Consider the following 17,988-nt stretch of genomic DNA (forward strand, 5'->3'; position numbering starts at 1 on the left):
TTACCTCTCTGAGTTAAGCCTTGGAGCTTCCCGTTTGTTTTTATTGTCAACGATCCGGAACGAATGGCTGCCCCAAGGAAGCCGGCGTGTTCATCATCGTCAGACGCTTGTTGCGCGAGATTAGAACGAGAACCACGACGGTTGCCAGATAGGGCAGCGAAGAAAGGAACTGCGAGGGCACTGGAATGCCAAAAGCCTGTGCATGAAGCTGGCCGATCCACACCGCGCCGAAGATGTAGGCGCCGGCCAGCACCCGCCATGGCCGCCAGGAGGCGAACACCACCAGCGCCAGCGCGATCCAGCCGCGGCCGGCACTCATGTTCTCGACCCATTGCGGCGTGTAGACTAGTGAGAGATGGCCGCCGGCGAGACCGGCACAGGCGCCGCCGAAGATGACCGCGAGGTAGCGATAGCGGATCACCTTGATGCCAAGCGCATGCGCCGAGGTGTGGCTGTCGCCAATCGAACGCAGCGTCAGCCCGGTCCGGGTCTTGAACAGGAACCACATGACGGCCGCGGTCAGCGCGATCGAGATGTAGAAGATCGGATCCTGCCCGAACAGCAGCCTGCCGACCACAGGGATTTCCGTCAGGCCGGGAATGTAGAGGTTGGGCAGCCTTTCGCCGGGCTGGCCGACGAAGCTGGTGCCCATCATGCCGGACAGGCCAAGGCCGAGCAGCGTCAGCGACAGGCCGGTCGCCACCTGGTTGGTGGCCAGCGACAGCGACATGACGGCAAACAGCAGCGAGAATACCGCGCCCATGGCGATTGCCGCCAAAAGGCCGATCCAGGGCGAACCGGTGAGATAGGTCGCGCCGAATCCGCCGACGGCGCCCATGATCATCATGCCCTCGACGCCGAGATTGAGCACGCCGGAGCGCTCGACCACCAGCTCGCCGATTGCCGCGATCAACAGCGGCGTTGCCGCGGTGGCGATGGTCAGAAGGATGTTTACGGTGATGTCCATCAACGGGCTTCCTTCAGCTTCGGTGCGGCTTCGAGTTTGGCCACGCCTTCCGGTTTGGTCAGCGCCAGGCCGATCACGCGGATGCGGTAGTGGATGAGCGTGTCGCAGCCGAGCACGAAGAACAGCAGCATGCCCTGGAACACCCGCGCCACCTTGTCGGAGATGCCGAGCGCGCTTTGCACCGCTTCGCCGCCGAGATAGGTCAGCGCCAGCACCAGTCCGGCGGCAACGATGCCAAGCGGGTTGAGACGGCCGAGGAACGCCACGATGATGGCGGTGAAGCCGTAGCCGGGCGAGATGACGGGCTGCAACTGGCCGATGGCGCCCGAGACCTCGGAGATGCCGGCGAGTCCCGCCAGCGCGCCTGACAGCAGGAAAGCAAAAAAGACCATGCGGTTGAGGCCGAAGCCGGCGAAGCGCCCTGCCCGCGGGCTTGAGCCCAGCACGCGCACCTCAAAACCTTTCAGCATGCGGCTCATCAGGATCCAGACCAGCACCGCGGCGACCAATGCGAAGACAAAACCCCAGTTTGCCCGCCCGGCATCCGGCATCAGCTCCGGCAACACGGCCGAATCGTTGAACTGGATGGTCTGCGGGAAACCATGGCCCTGCGGATCGCGCCAGGGTCCGCGCACCAGCCAGTCGAGGAAGAGCTGCGCGACATAGACCAGCATCAGGCTGGTCAGTATCTCGTTGGTGCCGAAGCGAGTCTTGAGCAGAGCCGGGATCGCCGCATAGGCCGCGCCGCCGACCATGCCGAGCAAAAGCATCAGCGGCAGCACCAGCGGACCTTCGAACTGCGGAAACAGCACCGGAATCATCGAACCGGCAATGCCGCCGAGGATGAACTGGCCTTCGGCGCCGATGTTCCAGATGTTGGCCTTGTAGCAGACCGACAGGCCGACAGCGATCAGGATGAGCGGCGCTGCCTTGATCGCCAGTTCATGCAGCTGCCAGACCTGGCTGATCGGCTCGATGAAATAGATATTGAACGCGGTCAGGGGATTGACACCGAGCAGCGCGAACATGACGGCGCCGGCAATGATGGTCAGCGCAAAGGCGATGAACGGCGACAGGGCCGAAAAAAGCATGGAACGCTGCGGGCGTTTGACGAGTTCGAGGCGCATCATGCCGTCTCCAGCGAGTGTTCGGCGTGGCCTGGTTCGGCGCCGCCCATCAGCAAACCTACCTTTTCGAAGGTCGCCTCGGCGATCGGCATCGGCTTCGACAGCTCGCCATTGTGCATGACCGCGATCGCATCCGATATCTCGAACAGCTCGTCGAGATCCTGGCTGATCACTAGCACCGCCGATCCGCCGCGCGACAGCTCGATCAAGGCCTGGCGGATGTGGGCGGCAGCGCCCGCGTCGACGCCCCAGGTCGGCTGGTTCACCACCATGACGCTTGGCCGGCGGTCGAGTTCACGGCCGACGATGAATTTCTGCAGATTGCCACCCGAAAGGGCCGCAGCCTCCGGATCCGGCGCACTCTTGCGCACATCCATCGCCTCGATGATGCGCTGGGAGGCGGCTTGGATGGCGGCGCTCTTGACCATCCCGCCGGAACCGACGAACGCCTTGCCGTCGGTGGCATGGCGCGACAGCAGCAGGTTTTCGGAAAGCTTCATGCGCGGTGCGGCACCGTGGCCGAGGCGCTCCTCCGGCACGAAGGCGGCGCCCAGCAGTCGGCGTCCGGTGATGCTAAGGCCTCCCGCATCCTTGCCACGAATGCGCACCGAGGCGGCATTCTGCTGCAGCACTTCGCCTGAAACGGATTCGAAGAACTCGCCCTGGCCGTTGCCGGCGACGCCGGCGATGCCGATCACCTCGCCAGCGCGGACGTTCAGGTTGATGCCCTTGAGCGGTATCGAGAACGGTGTTGCCGGTTTGCGATTGAGATTGCGGATTTCGAGCAGCGGTGGCGCCTTGTCGATGCCCTCGACCGGCGCGCGCACCACGGCCTGCACCTCGTTGCCGACCATCATGCGAGCCAGCGAAGAGGCTGTTTCCTCACGCGGATTGCAGTGGCCGACCACCTTGCCGTGACGCAGCACCGTGGCGCGGTCGCAGATGCGTTTGACCTCTTCGAGCCGGTGCGAGATGTAGAGGATGGATTTGCCTTCCGAGCGCAAACGCTCCAGCGTCTCGAACAGCTTGTCGGCTTCCTGCGGCGTCAGCACCGAGGTCGGCTCGTCGAGGATGATGAGCTGCGGCGTCTGTAGCAGGCAGCGGATGATCTCGATGCGCTGGCGCTCACCCACCGACAGGTCGCCGACAAGCGATTCAGGATCGAGCGGCAGGCCATAGCTGAAGGAAAGCGCCCTCGCCTTGGCCGCGATGCTGCTGATCGGCGAGCCGTCGTCCAGCGATAGCGCGATGTTTTCGGCCGCGGTCAGCGCCTCGAACAGCGAAAAATGCTGGAACACCATGCCGATGCCGAGTTTTTTCGCGGCGCCGGGGTTGGAAATCCTGACCGCCTGGCCGTTCCAGAAGATCTCTCCGGAATTGGGCTCCAGCGAGCCGAACAGCATCTTGACCAGCGTCGACTTGCCGGCACCGTTTTCGCCGAGCAAGGCGTGGATCTCACCCCTGGCGATGTCGAGATCGATGTGATCGCACGCCGTCAGCGTGCCGAATATCTTGGTGAGGCCACGCACCTCAAGCAGGTTCGTGCCGTCGTGATTTGCACTCACAGTGCCTCCCATCTGGTTAGCCAGACATGTTCTGTGTTCCCGCAGGCATGGTAGGCGCGGCCGGCTCTCATCGGAAAGCGGCACGCGTCTTGAAAGAGCTTCAAGAATTTCAGCGGAAATTCAAGGGATAGCAAGGCAGAACGGACTAAGGGATGAGAATGGTCGTCCCTGTCGTCCTGCGGCCCTCGAGGTCGGAATGCGCCTTGCCGGCATCCTTAAGCGAGTAGCGCTGGTTGATCTTGATTTCGACCGCGCCGCTGAGCACGACCTCGAACAGAGCGGCGGCAGAAGCATCGAGGTCCTCGCGTTTTGCGTTGTAGACGAACAGTGTCGGCCTTGTTGCGAACAGCGAGCCCTTCTGGGCCAGCAATGACATGCTGAACGGCGGTATGGGTCCCGATGACTGGCCAAAGCTGACGAACATGCCAAGCGGCCGCAGGCAGTCGAGTGAAGCCGGAAATGTGTCGTTGCCGACCGAATCGTAGACGACATCGCATTTTTTGCCGCCGGTGATGGCGGCGACGCCGGCAACGAAATCCTGTTCCTTGTAGTTGATGACATGGTCGAAACCATGCGCCCTCGCGAGCTCGATCTTGTCGGACGAGCTGGCGGTGCCGATGACGGTCGCGCCGAGGTGTTTTGCCCATTGGCCGAGGATCAGCCCGACGCCGCCGGCCGCGGCGTGGAACAGGATCGTGTCGCCTGCCTTCACCTTGAACGTCCGGCGCAGCAGATATTCCGCCGTCATGCCCTTCAGCATCATCGCGGCGGCCTGTTCGTCGCTGATGCCATCCGGAACCTTGACGACCCGGCTGGCATCGATGACGCGCTCTTGCGCATAAGCCCCCGTCGTCACCGCATAGGCGATGCGATCGCCCGGATTCAGCCAGTCGACGCCCTGGCCGACCTCCAGCACCACGCCGGCGGCTTCGCTGCCTGGCACGAGCGGGAAGCCGCCGGGCGGCGGATAGAGGCCAGAGCGATGATAGACATCGATGAAATTGAGGCCGATCGCGGTGTGCCGGACCAGGATCTGCCCGGATCCCGGCTGACCGAGGTCGGCGTCCTCGTAGGTCAGGACTTCCGGGCCGCCGTTGGCGTGAATGCGGATCGCTTTGGACATTGCTAGGCTTCCTGTGGGGCTAGGCTCTCTGTGGGAGTGGCTGATCAGGCCTTTTTGGCACCGAGATTGGGAAAGAACTGCATGATGCCACCGATGCAGGCAAGGTAAAGCCCGGTGATGGTGATGCCGATCTTGGTGAAGGTGCTGACCTGCTCGCCCAGCACGCCGATCTGATCGTAGAAGGCAGCGAGTGCCGCCTGGGCCAGGGCAAGCGCGCCGAAAGCGCACCACAAGAGAGTCATCCCAAGGTTGATGCGCCGCAGCCGCACCACCCGCACCGGGTGGATGAAGTTGATCGGCACGAACGTCAGGACGCCGGCCACCACTACCACCGCAAACGAAACCCATTGTCCGGGCTCGATGACGAACAGGGTGAACACCACCATGTTCCAGACCACGGGGAACCCCTTGAAGAAATTCTCCTTCGTCTTCATGCCGGTGTCGGCATAGTAGATGGCGCTGGAGACGACGATGATCGCCGCAGACAGGAATGACAGGCCCTCGCCCATGAAGCCGCGCTGATAGAGCGCGAAGGCCGGGATCAGCACGTAGGTCACGTAGTCGATGATGTTGTCGAGCAGTTCGCCCGACCAAGTCGGCAGGATTTCCTTGACCTCGAGCTTCCGCGCGATCGGCCCATCGATGCCGTCGACGAACAATGCCAGCCCGAGCCACCAGAACATCGCCGTCCAGCGCTCTTCGCTTGCCGCTACCAGCGACAGGAAGGCCAGGAACGACCCCGAGGCGGTCAAGAGGTGGACGGAGAACGCCCTCGCCTGTGGCCAGGTGACCTTCTTTTTCGGGCGCGGAATCCGGTCCGTGATCTTTTTGGCGGCTTTTCGGGCCGTTGTGTTCTTGCTCACGGGCCCCGCCAATCCAGCTTGCAGATTTCGGCCGAACGGCCGGCGAAATTCCAGTTGCGGCCGAAAGCCCGCATGTTGCTCTTGTCGGACCTTGCCACGATGATCTCAGGCGCGATCCAGTATTCCGAATTGCTGATCACCGTATCCTTGTCGCGATCCTTGCCGGGGATGGGTGTCACCGCCCCGTCGATGATCCTCGGTATCTGGAAGATACGCGTCTTGTCACGCGTCTCATAGGTGATCGGCACTTGTTCGACGCCGAGGAATTTGCCGACCAGGATGGAGAGCAGCGATGTGGTTCCGCCTGCCTTGCCCGTGAAGATCTTTGTCAGCGCCTTGACCGCGTAGACAGAGGCGCGGCTGTCGATGAACAGGCCCGCGGTCCAGTTGCCGCGGCTCATGTAGCCGGGAATTTCCATGACCAGCCCGAGATTGAGGCCGGACAGATCTACTTCACCGAAATGGCCGGCATCGATGCGAAATCCCGCCCAGGTCTGGCAATAGCCTTCGGTCGGCGGATGATTGCCAAGCGACAGCACGCAGGGGCAAAAAACCGTGCAATTGCAGGAGAGTACGAGCTCTCCCTTCATCGCCCAGCTCTGGTCTGCCATCGATTTTCCCCCACTCACAGCGAGACTACTAGCAGCGCGGCTGCCCAGACAAGCAGTATCGCACCGGCCAGCCGGGTTGGAACCCTGCTGGCGGTTTGTTTTTCGATCAGGGTGAACAGCCCGATCAACGCCATCCAGAAAATGTTCATGACGCCAACGGCGAACATCACCAGCATCAAGGCCCAGCAGCAGCCGAGACACCACAGACCTTGCGCGACACCGAGCCGAAAGATGTTAAGGGGCCTCGCGCTCCAGTTCGAAAACAGGACCGAGAACGGGTTCTTGCATTTCTTCAGGCAAGCCTCCTTCAGGCCGCTGAACTGGTAGAGGCCGGCAATCAGGAGAGCGAGCGCACCGGCAACGCCGACGACCGGATCCAGCATCCCGGCTGACGAGGCGAATGCATGGGCGGCCAGGGTCAGCGCCGCGAACATCATTGAAGCGGCGAGCCAGACGCTGAGGTAGCCGGCGACCAGCACCAGCGGGTGAACGACCGGTTCGCCCTTGATGCGAGCCGTGTCAGTGATTTCGCAATAGGTGCGGATCATCGGCGCCGCCGAAGGCAGCATCGTCGCGATCGCCATCAGGAACCACATGAAAACGAGCGCGCCGGCCTGCAAGCCGAGACTTGTGTCCAAAGGCACCGGTGAGAGGCACAGCACAAAGAACCGTTCCAGGAAATCGGGCAGCGGCAGTTGCGGCAGGCTGCGCAGGATCGTGTCGCCGGGGGCGCTGACGCCTGCAATCCCGCCTTCGGCGCCGCGGATTGCCATCGCGGCAAGGGTCAGCCAGGCAAGCAGGATGCAAGCGCCGACAACGACGTTTACCGTGACGCGAGGACTGCGCGCGATGCCGGCCATGGCGCGGCCGGCGCGGTCGAGATGCCTGAAGTCGTCCTGCTGGCCGGTCATGACATCCGAATGGGCCGAATCGCCGCGTTGATCAAGCGGCATGATCTGACCTATATGCTCATCGAACGGCAGGTCGGGTGGACCGCCTCGCATTGCAAGCCGGAAGCCGATCTTGGAGCATCAGCAAACTGCGCGGATACTGGTTGCCGGCACGGGGCCGGCAGGACTGATCGCGGCGCTCGGTTTTGCCGCCGAGGGTTTCCCGGTGACACTGGTCGGGCCGGAGGCCACCGCCCCCGATGGCCGCACGACGGCCCTGATGAACCCTGCCTTGAAAGTGCTCGACCGGCTTGGCGTGCTCGAAGCCGTCAAATCCAAGGCGGCGGCCCTGAAAGTGATGCGCATCGTCGACGCCACCAGCCGGCTGATCCGCAGCCCGGTCGTCACCTTCCGTGCCAGCGAGATCGACGAGGACCAGTTCGGGCTGAACCTTCCCAACAGCGTGCTCAACCCGGCACTCGCCAGCGCCGTTGCCGCGCATGCCGGCATCGACCGGCTGATGCCGATGGTGGCGAACTGGCATCTCGATGCCGAGCGCGCCCGTGCCGTCCTGTCCGACGGCAGCACGGTCGACGCAGCGCTGGCGGTCGCCGCCGATGGGCGGTTGTCACCGGCGCGCCAGGCGGCCGGCATCTCGACCTCGGCCCGGTCCTACCCGCAGGCAGCTCTCGTCCTCAATTTCGGCCATGGCGGCGACCATGCCTTCACCTCGACCGAATTCCACACCGAGACCGGTCCGTTCACGCAGGTCCCGCTGCCCGGCAATCGCTCCAGCCTGGTCTGGGTGGTCAAGCCCCAGACCGCGACCGACCTCGCCGCACTGGACGATGCGACGCTTTCTCAGCGGGTCGAACAGCAGATGCAGTCGATGCTGGGCCGGGTAACGGTCGAGCCGGGCAGGCAGATCTATCCGCTTTCGGCGGTGACGCCACTGCGTTTCGCCCGAGATCGGGTGGCGCTGGTCGGCGAAGCCGCCCATGTGTTTCCCCCGATTGGTGCGCAAGGCCTCAATCTCGGCATCAGGGACGTCGACGATCTAATTGGAATCGCTCGTGAAAATAGAGCCGATCCAGGTGCAGCCAAGGCGCTTGCAGCCTACGATTTCAAGCGCCGCCCCGATATTCTGGCGCGCAGCAGCGTGGTCAACCTGCTCAACATGTCGCTGCTTTCCGACATGCTGCCGGCGCAGATGGCCCGCGTTGCCGGGCTCGGTGTGCTCGGAGGCTTCGCGCCGCTTCGGGCTTTTTTCATGCGCGAGGGACTTCGTCCCGGCAGCGGTTTTGCCGCGCTTGCTGGCGGGTTAGGGAAACAGGTCCGGCGCTAGGATATTGTGCCGGATCAGGTAGAGCAGCCCGGTGACGGTCACGACCGACAGGCAGGTTGTGATCAGCACACTGGCCGACGCGCGCTGTACCCAGACGCCATACTGCTGGGCGATGACGAAGACGTTGGTGGCGGTCGGCAATGCCGCCAGAAGCACCGCCGAGAAGACCCATGTCTCAGAAAAATTGCCGATCCAGCTCAGCACGACATAGCAGAGCAACGGGTGCAGGATCAATTTCAGCGCCGCAATCGGAACCATCTCATGCGGGACGCGATTGAGCGGCCTGAGCGCCAGGGTGACGCCCATGGCAAACAGCGCGCAAGGTGCGGCCGCCCGGGAAAGATATTCCAGAAGTCGCTCCACCGGCACGGGCGGTCGAAAGCCGATATAGGCGGCGCCGACACCCAGGGCGGTTGCGATGATGAACGGGTGCAGCACGATCTTGCGCACGACACCCAGCGCAAGCCGGAGAGGAGTGGTCTTCTCGTCGCCCGACAGCGCCATCATCATGGGTGCGAGGGCGAAATGCATGATGTTCTCGAAACAGAAGATCAGGGCGACCGGCACAGCCGCCTCCTCGCCGAAGGCCAGCAATGCCAGCCCCGGTCCCATATAGCCGATATTGCCATAGGCGGCCGCGAGCGCCTTGATGGTCGATTGCGCTATCTCGCCGCGCGAGGTCAGCACCGACCCCATGAACATCAAGGAAAATATCATGAAGGTGGAGACGACCGAACCGAAGATGAAGCGCCATTCCGTCAGGTCTTCGAACGGCGTCCTGGCAAGCAGTTGGAAGAAAAGGGCCGGCAGCGCGACATAGACGATGAACGTGTTCATCCAGCCGAGCGCCTCCAGCGGCTGCCTGGTGATGCGCGCCACCAGAAACCCGACAAAAATCAAGCCGAAGAACGGAAGAACAAGACCGATGACGTCAGACATTTTTATGCTGGTCCGAAACCCTGGCGCCGGGCTAGCCCGTTGCTTGATAGGGCGTCAAGCGCCTCGGGATTGAATTGATGCGCGGTCTGCGCCAAATAAGCCCAAGGAATTCAGTGGTGAGTACGATGAAAACAGCCAAATTCGCAATCGGACAGGTGGTTCGCCACCGGCTGTTTCCATTCAGGGGCATCATTTTCGACGTCGACCCGCAATTCGCCAACACCGACGAGTGGTACGAAGCCATCCCCGCCGACGTTCGGCCGCGCAAGGATCAGCCTTTCTATCATCTGCTCGCCGAGAATTCGGAGACCGAATACATCGCCTACGTCTCCGAGCAGAATCTGCTTGAGGATCAGTCGGGTGAGCCAGTCCGGCATCCGCAGATCAAGGAGATGTTCGACAAGAGGCCGGACGGCGGCTACCAGCCGAAACGGCAGTCAAGGCACTAATCCGCGGAGAGACGGGCACAAAAAAGCGGGGCATGACCCCGCTTCTTTGTTGGCTCGGCGATATTGGCCGATCAGTTGGCGGTCTTCGCCTTGTCCTGCTCTTCCTTGAGCTTCTTGGCGAAATCCTGGTTGTTCTTGGCGACGAAGTCCTGAAGCTTCTTCTGCCGGTCCTCGATGTCCGACTGCTGCAGCGCCGGGCCGTCATAGGCGCCGCTGAAGCCCTGCAGGGCGATCTTGATCGGATTGGGCTGGTTCTGGAAATTGACGGAAGTCAGCGTGATCGCCTGACCCTTCTTGAATGCCGCGACGAGCTGGTCGGTCAGCGGCACTTCGGCCACGCAACGATCCGGGAAGCAGATCACATAATCGAGCTTCTGCGCCTTGCCGGTGTCGATCTGCAGGCCGATGCCGGGAGGCACCAGACGGCCGGTCGGCACCGTCACCTGGAACACCTTGCGGTTCACCTTGCCCTTGAGCTCGATCAGGCTGACGCCGGTGACCAGCTGGCCGTTGCCGGCGGTGGTGATGTTCTGGACGTTGCAGATGTCGACGTCTTCCTGCTTGGTGCAGGCCTTGAACCAGCCTTGCGGAATCTGCTGTTGCTGCTGTGCGGAAGCAGGGGGAAGTCCTGCGCCGAGAAAGCCGACCACGCCAGCGGCCATGACCGACAGGCGGTACGCGTTGCTGTTCAGGCTCGTCATGTCGTGCACTTCCTCTCAAATGATCCCAGGACCGGCTTCTTCGTGCCGTGTGGTCCAGCTACCTGTTGCCGAAATGAGGCAACAGAATGACTTCGGAGGGCGTGTTACACTGCAAGCGAGGCCGAATCCAGCCCGGCGTCAGCAATTGTTGAACGCGCGGTTGGCCGGCGCGCAGCCGCCCCATGCTAGGGTGCACACCGAATCATTAAGCCGACCCAATAAGGAGACGGTCATGGGCCGCGTTGTTGTTTGGCTGATCACCGGGATATCGTTTCTCGCCCTTTCGCATCAGCCGGCCGCATCGGAGCCGAAGCACGCGATCGCCATGCAGGGCGAACCCGCGCTGCCGCCCGGCTATACGCATTTCGACTACGTCAATCCCGATGCGCCGAAGGGTGGCTCGATCACGTATTGCGTCGTCGGCAGCTTCGACAACCTCAACCCTTTCATCCTCAAGAGCCTGCGCACGACGGCGCGCGGCATGATGGACACGATCTTCGGCAATCTGGTCTTCGAGCCGTTGATGCAGCGCAATGCCGACGAGGCTTTCACGCTCTACGGTTTGTTGGCCGACAGCGCCGACATGGACCCGGAGCGCAAGAGCATCGAATTCCATCTCAATCCGAAGGCCAAATGGTCGGACGGTCAGCCGGTGACGCCGGAGGACGTGCTGTTCAGCTACGATGTCTACACCGAGAAAGGGCGACCGCCCTACAGCGACCGCATGGCCAGGGTCGCCAAGCTCGAAAAGACCGGCGATCACAGCGTGCGCTTCACCTTCAACGACAAGGCCGATCGCGAATTCCCGCTGATCATCGCGCTGACCCCGATCATCCCGAAGCATGCCTTCGACAAGGAGACTTTCGACAGGACGACGCTCAAGCCGGTGATCGGCAGCGGCCCTTATACGATCGCGCAGGTGCAGCCCGGCCAGCGCATCGTGTTCAAGCGCAACCCGGATTACTGGGGCAAGGACGTCCCGGCCAAGCGCGGTTTCGACAATTATGACCAGATCACCATCGAGTATTTCCTCAACGCCAACGCCAAGCTCGAAGCGTTCAAGAAAGGCCTTTGCGCCATCGACGACGACAGTGATCCGGTGAAGCGCGAGCGCGATCTCGATTTTCCGGCCTTCCACAAGGGCGATGTGGTCGCGCAGACCTTCGACACCGGCATTCCGCCCGTGGTGACTGGTTTCCTGTTCAACACGCGGTTGCCGAAATTCGCCAACCCGGTCGTGCGGCGCGCGCTCGGTATGCTTTATGACTTCGAATGGGCCAACAAGAACCTGTTCGGCGGCAAGTACGCGCGGACAATGAGCTATTGGCAAAACTCCGAGCTTTCCGCGCTCGGCCATCCAGCGGACGACAAGGAGAAAGCGCTTCTGGCGCCCTACCCCGGCCGCGTGCCGGCCGATGTCATGGACGGTACATGGCGGCCGCCGGTGACCGACGGATCGGGCCAGGACCGCCGCGTGCTGAAGGCAGCCTTCGATCTTTTGAAAAGTGTCGGCTACCACGTGCAGAATGGAACGATGCTCGATCCCGAAGGCAAACCCTTCAGCTTCGAAATCCTGACCGCGTCGCAGGACGAGGAGCGCCTTGCCGGCATCTACCAGCGCACGCTGGAGAAGATCGGCATCGACCTCACCATTCGCAGCCTCGACGGCGATCAGATCCAGTCGCGCAAGCAGCGCTTCGATTTCGAGGTCCTGGTCGGATCGAGCGGCTTCAACAACTCGTTGTCACCCGGCATCGAGCAGAGCGGACGCTGGAGTTCGGCCGCGGCCAGGACGGAAGGCTCGTTCAATCTCGCCGGCGTCGCCGATCCGGCTGTGGACGCGGCAATCGAGGCGATGCTGCGCGCCCGTTCCAAGGAGGATTATGTTGCCGCAGTTCGCGTTCTCGACCGGCTGCTGATCTCCGGCAACTACATGGTGCCGATGCAGTACAACACGCAGCAATGGGTCGCCTACTGGAACTACCTGGAACATCCGCAAAAGACACCCATATTCGGGTATCAACTGCCAACATGGTGGCGCAAGCCCAACTGAGGGATCAGGGAGATCGAGATGAGCGAATTGAACGCCATCACCGTCGATGTGGTATCCGATGTCGTCTGCCCCTGGTGCTTCATCGGCCAGAAGCGGCTCGACAGGGCAATCGCCGCCGTCAGCGATGTCGACGTGCATGTCCGCTGGCGGCCGTTCCAGCTCGATCCAACCATTCCGCCCGAAGGCAAGGACCGCCGCGAATACATGCTGGCAAAATTCGGCAGCGACGAGCGCATCCGCGAGATTCACGCCCGCATCGAGCCGCTGGGCGAAATCGAAGGCATCTCGTTCGCCTTCGACGCCATCAAGGTGGCGCCGAACACGCTGGATGCGCACCGGCTGATCCGCTGGGCAGGTGCCGCCGGCGAAGCCATTCAGAACAGGCTTGTGCGCCGGCTGTTCCAGTTGAATTTCGAGGAAGGCGCCAACATTGGCGATCATGCCGTGCTGGTCGAGGCGGCGCGCGAGGCCGGCATGGATGCGTCCGTGGTCGCCACGCTTTTGCCGACCGAGGCCGATGTCGAGGCGGTGCGCACGGAGATCGCCACCGCGTCGCGCATGGGCATTTCTGGTGTACCGTGCTTCCTGCTCGAGGACAAATACGCGGTCATGGGCGCGCAGGATGCCGACACGCTGGCCGATGCCATTCGCCAGGTGGCGGCCGCCAAGGCGCGCGGCGAACTGGAAAAGGCCGGCTGAGCCGACCGCCCTCTCCTCTCCGCGACAGCAGCAAGCGTTACTTCACCGTCGCCTTGGCCTTGCTGATGAAAAATCCATGGCCGTTCGTGGCCGTGCAGGACAGTCCCTTGCTTGACGACTGGCACGAAAACGGCCCGGCGCTCCAGCTGTTGCCGTAGCCAAGCTTGTCGACATCGCTGCAGCAGCCCTGCTCGCCTGGGTTCTTGATCAGCGTGGCTGGCCCCTTCGGACCCAGGATAATCGTGACGTAGCTTGGCTCGACGCGCGAGCAGCTCAGCTCCGGGCCACCATCCCTTGGTTCATAGGTGCCGGTGCCGCCTTTGGGCGTGTAGATGCAGCCGATGTTGCCGGACGGCGTGTTGAACTCGATCTGGCCTTCGGCGCTGGCCGGGATGCTCTGCTGGCCGGCATGCGCCAAAGGTACGAGGGGCAGCCAGGCGAAGAGGGACAGGATTGCGGCCGCGCGTGCAAGCATTGGGAGCTTCCTTGTTGGAGAACCGAACATGCATGAGTGTCGACGATGCCAGGCAAGGTTCAATCCCAAGCGGATGAATTGTCAAACACAGTCCCTCAGCCGATCCGACAAGGAAGCGCCGCTCGGCCGATTCTCCGGTCACCTCCTGCCTCCGGCAAGGACGACAACGGCACGCCCGGCGAGGTCGCGAACGGCAAATTTTCGGGTGTTCGGGTCAACCTGCTTTGAGAAAAGCGCTCGGTCCGGACGATTTTGAGTTCACAAAACCGTGTGAAAACCTTCCCTAAGGGAAGCCGCGCTAACGTCACGCCCCTATGTATCAGGCATTTGAAATGAAAAGCAATATTCGGATTTTTGCCTATCGTTGTCGCTATATTTCAGCATGTAATCTGTTGCCTCACGGCCACGGCTGCCGGCGCAATCCGGTCGGCCCGGTTTTAAATTAATGGAAAATGATCAATTGGTGTTACCATCCGTAACAAAAGAAAAAAGGTTTGGGCGGGATCGTGATTCGGGTCGGTAGACCATCGCAAGAGTCAGTACCGGAAAAAACACCTCGCGATGCCGCAGGGCGATCGCTTCTGACGCCGGTGTCGTCGATGCGCAGCTTCTGGGGCCTGATGCGGGCCTACTGGGTTTCCGACCGCTGGAAGGAAGCCTGGACGCTGACGCTGGTGATCGCACTGCTCACGGCGCTGTCCAGCAAGGCCGGTGTTTGGTTCGCCGAAGCCTCCGGCGAACTGGTCAACTCGATCGCCTTCTTCCATGACGCCGCCAACACCACGCCGCTTCGCTCGCTGCTGGTCAATGCCGGCGTCCTGGTGCTGCTGGTCGTGCTCAAGGACGCCGGCTTCACCGGCATCCGCAGCCTCGTGTCAGCGACATTGCACCGCAAATGGCGCGGCTGGCTGGACAGCCGCTTCAACGAAGCGCTGCTCGACACCAATCATACGCATTTCCACGCCCAGCATGGTTCGTCCGGCAATGCCGCTCCCGACAACATCGATCAGCGCGTCCAGGAATCCATCAAGGACATGACCGGCGGAGCCATCGGCCTCGCCATGGGCGTCCTGGGTGTTGCCACATCGCTTTATTTCGTCGGCCAGAAATTGCTTGAAAACTCGGCGGAAGTGAAAGGGCTGGAATTTCTCGGCAGCTACGGCAGCGCGGTTTTGGCTTTCCTGGCGGTCGCCACCTACGTGCCCCTGAACACTTGGATCGCGGTCAAACTGGGTCGTCTGCTGGAACGGCTCAACGTCAGGATGCAGCAATCCGAAGGCAGCTATCGCGGCGAGTTGACCACTTTCCTGCGTCGCAGCTTCCATGTCGCGGCCTCGCAAGGCGAGGATGTGCAGAAGACGATGCACAATCGACTTTATGTCGACATCGACCGCACTTGGGCGCGGCTGAATATCGTCAACACAGGCTACAATTCGTTCGAGCTGATCTACAATTTCATTGGCGCCCGCATTGTCGCCTATGGACCTGGCCTGGTGCCGTTCATCCACAACGGTTTCGATCTCAAGGGCTACATAACCGGCTCCGAGCTGGTCAATTCGCTGATCAGTCAATGCTCCTGGTTCATCCACGTCATGCCGAACATCGCAACGTTGCGCGCCAACAGCCAGCGCGTCATCGAATTGGCGCAGGCGATCGAGAATGTACAGCATCCGCAGGAATTCTACAGCCAGACCGGCCGCTCCGATTTCCACTACACCAGCCAGAACCCGGTCTTCGGCCTTACCATCCAGAAGCTCGAACTGGCGCATCAGGGCGAGGATGCAACGCCCTTCCTCAGCGCCGCCAATCTGCGCTTCCGGCGCGGCGAGTGGACCTTCCTGAAAGGCGAATCCGGCAGCGGCAAGACTTCGCTGATCAAGGCGATCAACGGCCTGTGGCCCTATGGCCGCGGCACCATCGTCTTCCCCGAGGGCGTGAAAAGTTTCTATGCTGCCCAGGAGGTCAAGCTGCAGCAGGTGACGCTGAAGCAACTGGTCTGCCTCCCGGGCTCCGAGCGCGACCATGGCGACGCGCAGGTCGCGTCGGCGCTGCACAAGGCGGGGCTCGGCGACTTTATCGAGCACATGGCCGACGAAAGCCGCGAAGGCAAAAGCTGGGACCAGGTGCTGTCGGGCGGCCAGAAGCAGAAGCTGGTGGTGGCGCGCATCGTGCTGCAGCAGCCGGGGCTGCTGTTCCTCGATGAGGCGACCGGCGCGCTCGACCCCGATGGCAAGGTCGCCTTCCACCAGGCCATCAAGGACAACTGCCCCGATGTCACGGTGATCAGCGTCATGCACGAGGCGGTGGCGCCGAGATCGATGACGGGCAGCGAATTCTATCACAGCATCGTCGCGATCGCCGACGGCGTCGCCACCAAGAAGCCGCTGGTTCCGACCTTGCCCGTCGAGCTCACCACCATTCTGGTGCAGCCCAGGCCGGTCGAGGACAAGTGGCTGCGCTTCTCGCGCCGGCTGAAGCAGAAATAACGGTTAATTCACCCCGGTCTGCCTAGTCGAACGGCGGCCGGCAATCACAGTCTCGCGATCTCGGCCGCTCGTCGGCATTTTCCCTCCTCACCGCGATTGACACGGCAAGGCGCGCTCCTATGTTGCGCCCGCTTGCAGATAGTAAAAACGCGAACCCGCAAGCGGAAAGGTCACCGCGCCATGCCTGGCGACAGTCACAGTCGAACGCAACAGCCGTGCGCCCTGACGTGACCTCACATGGTTCATGTCCTGCCGGACGGCAAGGAGTGAGCCATGAACGAATTTACCGCCGTAGCCAGCGACGAGGCCGTCGCGATTGCCCGTATCCTAGCCAACGATCACGTCGCCGACATTGTCGAGGCCCTGAACAGGGAGCCTCGAGAGACCGCGGCGGAACTGCTCTGTGAAGTGACGTTCGAACGTCTGGTCGAGATCTTCGATCAGCCGGAACTCGACGGCGCGTCCGAACTCATGGAGGCGCTGCCGCGCGCCAAGGCGGGCAAGCTGCTCACCGCGATGTCGGTCGACCGTGCCGCCGACATCCTGCGCGAGCTGGAAGAGCCGGCCCGATCCGAGCTGCTTGGCGGGCTTGCGCCGCCGCTCCGCGCAACGCTGCTCTCCATCCTCGGCTATCCCGAAGGCAGCGCCGCATCGATCATGACGACGGAGTTCGTCAGCGTGCCCTCGGACTGGACCGTCGGGCAAACGCTAGACTACATCCGCAAGGTCGAGCGGACGCGCGAAACCGTGTACGCGATCTATATCGTCGATCCGCAAACGCACCTGCTCGTGCGCTCGACCGGTCTGCGCCGGCTGATCACCGGGGAGCCCGACGATTCGATCATGACGGTGGCGCCGGATCATCTTCCGGTGACGGTCGGACCGCTGACCGATCGCGAAACCCTGGCGCAGACGATCTCCAAATACGATCTGCTCGCCGTTCCGGTCGTCGACCATGGCAAGATCCTCGGCATCGTCACCATCGACGACATCATCGACACGATGATCGCGGAGACGACCGAGGATGTGCACCGTTTCGGCGGCATGGAGGCGCTGGACGAGCCGTACATGAAGATGAGCTTCCTCGCCATGATCAAGAAACGTGGCGGCTGGCTGTGCGCGCTGTTCATCTCGGAGATGCTGACGGCCAACGCCATGCAGAGCTATGAGGGCGAGCTGGAGAAGGCGATCGTGCTGACGCTGTTCATCCCGCTGATCATGAGCTCCGGCGGCAATTCCGGCTCGCAGGCGACCTCGCTGGTCATCCGCGCGCTGGCGCTGCGCGAGATCGGTCTTGGCGACTGGTGGCGGGTGGCGCTGCGCGAGCTGCCCACCGGTCTCGTGCTGGGCGCCATGCTCGGCGTGGTCGGCGTCTGCCGCATTGCGCTGTGGCAATATATGGGCTTCTACGATTATGGCCCGCACTGGCCGCTGATCGCCACGACGGTCGGCGCGGCCCTGGTCGGCATCGTCACCTTCGGTTCGCTGTCGGGCTCGATGCTGCCGTTCGCCTTGAAACGCATCGGCTTCGATCCTGCCAGCGCATCGGCGCCGTTCGTCGCCACGCTGGTCGATGTCACCGGGCTGGTGATCTACTTCTCGGTAGCGCTGGTGATCCTGCGCGGCACGCTTCTGTAGCCGCTTCCTTATCTCCGCCGTGGCAAATACCTTGCCGCGGCGGAGTCCCGCAGTCCG

16 protein-coding genes and 1 pseudogene are annotated in these 17,988 nt (G+C 62.3%); 6 read left to right on the top strand and 11 right to left on the bottom strand.

Features of this window, described 5'->3' with window-relative positions:
- Nucleotides 1-46: 46 nt before the first annotated feature.
- The 7 genes from NKJ11_RS19775 to NKJ11_RS19805 all read right to left on the bottom strand — a co-directional run bounded on the left by NKJ11_RS19775 (nucleotide 47) and on the right by NKJ11_RS19805 (nucleotide 7,209).
- Nucleotides 47-967, bottom strand: coding sequence for an ABC transporter permease (locus NKJ11_RS19775; protein WP_352794093.1), 921 nt, complete (start codon nucleotides 965-967; stop codon nucleotides 47-49).
- Nucleotides 967-2,097, bottom strand: a complete 1,131-nt coding sequence (locus NKJ11_RS19780; protein ID WP_352721481.1) for an ABC transporter permease — start codon at nucleotides 2,095-2,097, stop codon at nucleotides 967-969. The genes NKJ11_RS19775 and NKJ11_RS19780 overlap by 1 nt, the downstream gene beginning before the upstream one ends.
- Nucleotides 2,094-3,671 carry an ABC transporter ATP-binding protein gene (locus tag NKJ11_RS19785; RefSeq protein WP_352794094.1) on the bottom strand — a complete coding sequence of 526 codons (1,578 nt, stop codon included), beginning with the start codon at nucleotides 3,669-3,671 and terminating at the stop codon, nucleotides 2,094-2,096. The genes NKJ11_RS19780 and NKJ11_RS19785 overlap by 4 nt, the downstream gene beginning before the upstream one ends.
- 133 nt (nucleotides 3,672-3,804) lie before the next feature.
- Entirely contained in the window at nucleotides 3,805-4,782 is a 978-nt protein-coding gene (locus NKJ11_RS19790) for a quinone oxidoreductase family protein (protein WP_352794096.1), read from the bottom strand.
- A 44-nt stretch (nucleotides 4,783-4,826) separates the two neighbouring features.
- Nucleotides 4,827-5,645, bottom strand: coding sequence for a phosphatidylcholine synthase (gene pcsA, locus NKJ11_RS19795; protein ID WP_023811884.1), 819 nt, complete (start codon nucleotides 5,643-5,645; stop codon nucleotides 4,827-4,829).
- Complete coding sequence (locus tag NKJ11_RS19800; RefSeq protein ID WP_352794097.1) at nucleotides 5,642-6,256, bottom strand: DUF1326 domain-containing protein; 615 nt, start codon at nucleotides 6,254-6,256, stop codon at nucleotides 5,642-5,644. The genes pcsA and NKJ11_RS19800 overlap by 4 nt, the downstream gene beginning before the upstream one ends.
- Nucleotides 6,257-6,270: 14 nt before the next feature.
- The gene (locus NKJ11_RS19805) at nucleotides 6,271-7,209 is read right to left on the bottom strand and encodes a DUF2182 domain-containing protein (protein ID WP_023811882.1); all 939 of its coding nucleotides are present in this window, start codon (nucleotides 7,207-7,209) and stop codon (nucleotides 6,271-6,273) included.
- A gap of 70 nt (nucleotides 7,210-7,279) precedes the next feature.
- On the opposite strand from NKJ11_RS19805, the gene NKJ11_RS19810 reads away from it, so the two are divergent.
- The gene (locus NKJ11_RS19810) at nucleotides 7,280-8,491 is read left to right on the top strand and encodes a UbiH/UbiF family hydroxylase (protein ID WP_128305845.1); all 1,212 of its coding nucleotides are present in this window, start codon (nucleotides 7,280-7,282) and stop codon (nucleotides 8,489-8,491) included.
- On the opposite strand, the gene NKJ11_RS19815 is transcribed toward NKJ11_RS19810, so the two are convergent.
- Nucleotides 8,468-9,430 (bottom strand): AEC family transporter, encoded by a 963-nt coding sequence (locus NKJ11_RS19815; RefSeq protein WP_352630746.1) that lies wholly within the window; start codon nucleotides 9,428-9,430, stop codon nucleotides 8,468-8,470. The genes NKJ11_RS19810 and NKJ11_RS19815 overlap by 24 nt on opposite strands.
- A gap of 125 nt (nucleotides 9,431-9,555) precedes the next feature.
- On the opposite strand from NKJ11_RS19815, the gene hspQ reads away from it, so the two are divergent.
- Nucleotides 9,556-9,879 carry a heat shock protein HspQ gene (gene hspQ, locus NKJ11_RS19820; protein ID WP_023811879.1) on the top strand — a complete coding sequence of 108 codons (324 nt, stop codon included), beginning with the start codon at nucleotides 9,556-9,558 and terminating at the stop codon, nucleotides 9,877-9,879.
- Nucleotides 9,880-9,950: 71 nt separating this feature from the next.
- Here hspQ and NKJ11_RS19825 read toward each other — a convergent pair whose 3' ends face one another.
- A complete protein-coding gene (locus tag NKJ11_RS19825; RefSeq protein ID WP_352794098.1) occupies nucleotides 9,951-10,580 on the bottom strand; it encodes an invasion associated locus B family protein in 630 nt (209 codons plus the stop codon).
- A gap of 232 nt (nucleotides 10,581-10,812) precedes the next feature.
- Here NKJ11_RS19825 and NKJ11_RS19830 point away from each other — a divergent pair, with 232 nt between their 5' ends.
- The gene (locus NKJ11_RS19830) at nucleotides 10,813-12,633 is read left to right on the top strand and encodes an extracellular solute-binding protein (RefSeq protein WP_352794099.1); all 1,821 of its coding nucleotides are present in this window, start codon (nucleotides 10,813-10,815) and stop codon (nucleotides 12,631-12,633) included.
- Between the two features lie 18 nt (nucleotides 12,634-12,651).
- Nucleotides 12,652-13,332: a DsbA family oxidoreductase gene (locus NKJ11_RS19835; RefSeq protein WP_352794101.1), complete on the top strand. Its 681-nt coding sequence runs from the start codon at nucleotides 12,652-12,654 to the stop codon at nucleotides 13,330-13,332.
- Here NKJ11_RS19835 and NKJ11_RS19840 read toward each other — a convergent pair.
- Together NKJ11_RS19840 and NKJ11_RS19845 are read right to left on the bottom strand one after the other, a co-directional pair.
- Nucleotides 13,311-13,418: pseudogene (locus tag NKJ11_RS19840) on the bottom strand (hypothetical protein); the annotation flags it as partial. The gene NKJ11_RS19835 and the pseudogene NKJ11_RS19840 overlap by 22 nt on opposite strands.
- The gene (locus NKJ11_RS19845) at nucleotides 13,370-13,807 is read right to left on the bottom strand and encodes a hypothetical protein (protein ID WP_023811876.1); all 438 of its coding nucleotides are present in this window, start codon (nucleotides 13,805-13,807) and stop codon (nucleotides 13,370-13,372) included. The pseudogene NKJ11_RS19840 and the gene NKJ11_RS19845, both read right to left, overlap by 49 nt.
- 599 nt (nucleotides 13,808-14,406) lie before the next feature.
- Here NKJ11_RS19845 and NKJ11_RS19850 point away from each other — a divergent pair.
- Both NKJ11_RS19850 and mgtE read left to right on the top strand, forming a co-directional pair.
- The gene (locus NKJ11_RS19850) at nucleotides 14,407-16,293 is read left to right on the top strand and encodes an ABC transporter ATP-binding protein/permease (protein ID WP_352794102.1); all 1,887 of its coding nucleotides are present in this window, start codon (nucleotides 14,407-14,409) and stop codon (nucleotides 16,291-16,293) included.
- Between the two features lie 273 nt (nucleotides 16,294-16,566).
- Entirely contained in the window at nucleotides 16,567-17,931 is a 1,365-nt protein-coding gene (gene mgtE, locus NKJ11_RS19855; RefSeq protein ID WP_352794104.1) for a magnesium transporter, read from the top strand.
- Nucleotides 17,932-17,988: the final 57 nt, after the last annotated feature.

The organism is Mesorhizobium sp. M0243 (assembly GCF_040321775.1).
Classification (GTDB): domain Bacteria; phylum Pseudomonadota; class Alphaproteobacteria; order Rhizobiales; family Rhizobiaceae; genus Mesorhizobium.

Bases quoted from the DNA above. Each gene is read 5' to 3' on its own strand.
- NKJ11_RS19785 (WP_352794094.1), bottom strand. From the start codon at position 3,671: ATGGGAGGCACTGTGAGTGCAAATCACGACGGCACGAACCTGCTTGAG.
- NKJ11_RS19815 (WP_352630746.1), bottom strand. From the start codon at position 9,430: ATGTCTGACGTCATCGGTCTTGTTCTTCCGTTCTTCGGCTTGATTTTT.
- NKJ11_RS19800 (WP_352794097.1), bottom strand. From the start codon at position 6,256: ATGGCAGACCAGAGCTGGGCGATGAAGGGAGAGCTCGTACTCTCCTGC.
- NKJ11_RS19850 (WP_352794102.1), top strand. From the start codon at position 14,407: ATGCGCAGCTTCTGGGGCCTGATGCGGGCCTACTGGGTTTCCGACCGC.
- NKJ11_RS19775 (WP_352794093.1), bottom strand. From the start codon at position 967: ATGGACATCACCGTAAACATCCTTCTGACCATCGCCACCGCGGCAACG.
- NKJ11_RS19825 (WP_352794098.1), bottom strand. From the start codon at position 10,580: ATGACGAGCCTGAACAGCAACGCGTACCGCCTGTCGGTCATGGCCGCT.
- hspQ (WP_023811879.1), top strand. From the start codon at position 9,556: ATGAAAACAGCCAAATTCGCAATCGGACAGGTGGTTCGCCACCGGCTG.
- NKJ11_RS19845 (WP_023811876.1), bottom strand. From the start codon at position 13,807: ATGCTTGCACGCGCGGCCGCAATCCTGTCCCTCTTCGCCTGGCTGCCC.
- NKJ11_RS19830 (WP_352794099.1), top strand. From the start codon at position 10,813: ATGGGCCGCGTTGTTGTTTGGCTGATCACCGGGATATCGTTTCTCGCC.
- NKJ11_RS19835 (WP_352794101.1), top strand. From the start codon at position 12,652: ATGAGCGAATTGAACGCCATCACCGTCGATGTGGTATCCGATGTCGTC.
- NKJ11_RS19780 (WP_352721481.1), bottom strand. From the start codon at position 2,097: ATGATGCGCCTCGAACTCGTCAAACGCCCGCAGCGTTCCATGCTTTTT.
- mgtE (WP_352794104.1), top strand. From the start codon at position 16,567: ATGAACGAATTTACCGCCGTAGCCAGCGACGAGGCCGTCGCGATTGCC.
- NKJ11_RS19805 (WP_023811882.1), bottom strand. From the start codon at position 7,209: ATGCCGCTTGATCAACGCGGCGATTCGGCCCATTCGGATGTCATGACC.
- NKJ11_RS19790 (WP_352794096.1), bottom strand. From the start codon at position 4,782: ATGTCCAAAGCGATCCGCATTCACGCCAACGGCGGCCCGGAAGTCCTG.